The sequence below is a fragment of the Lacinutrix cladophorae genome (assembly GCF_053604645.1).
Map to the genome: position 1 here is coordinate 1 of NZ_JBSHNR010000063.1, position 401 is coordinate 401.

Annotated in this window: 1 protein-coding gene; it reads right to left on the bottom strand. The window is 39.9% G+C overall.

Annotation, left to right across the window (positions count from 1 at the left end; all coding sequences use genetic code 11):
- A partial coding sequence (locus ACVC3Y_RS00645) for an SdrD B-like domain-containing protein (RefSeq protein ID WP_452225804.1) occupies positions 1-401 on the bottom strand: 401 nt, incomplete at both ends.

The following is a 401-nucleotide window of genomic DNA, read 5'->3' on the forward strand; positions in this document are numbered from 1 at the left end:
GCATAACCATCATCGGTTGTTGCTGTTTCAACTCCTTCTAATACGGTTACTGTTTCTGGATCTGAAGTTCCTGTTGTTAAAGTATCTGTAATATCTGCTGGTAATGTTGTTTCATCAACATCTATTTCTGCATCTCCTACAGGAATGTCTGTTGCTGTCCATGAGCCATCCGTTCCTGTTGTTACTGTTGTTTCGTCTCCGTTAACATCAGTAATTACAACTTCTACTCCTTCTATTCCTTCTTCTCCTGGATCTTGTATTCCATCGCCGTTAAGATCTTCGAATACAACTCCACTTAAATCTCCAACTACTGGTGCATAACCATCATCGGTTGTTGCTGTTTCAACTCCTTCTAATACGGTTACTGTTTCTGGATCTGAAGTTCCTGTTGTTAAAGTATC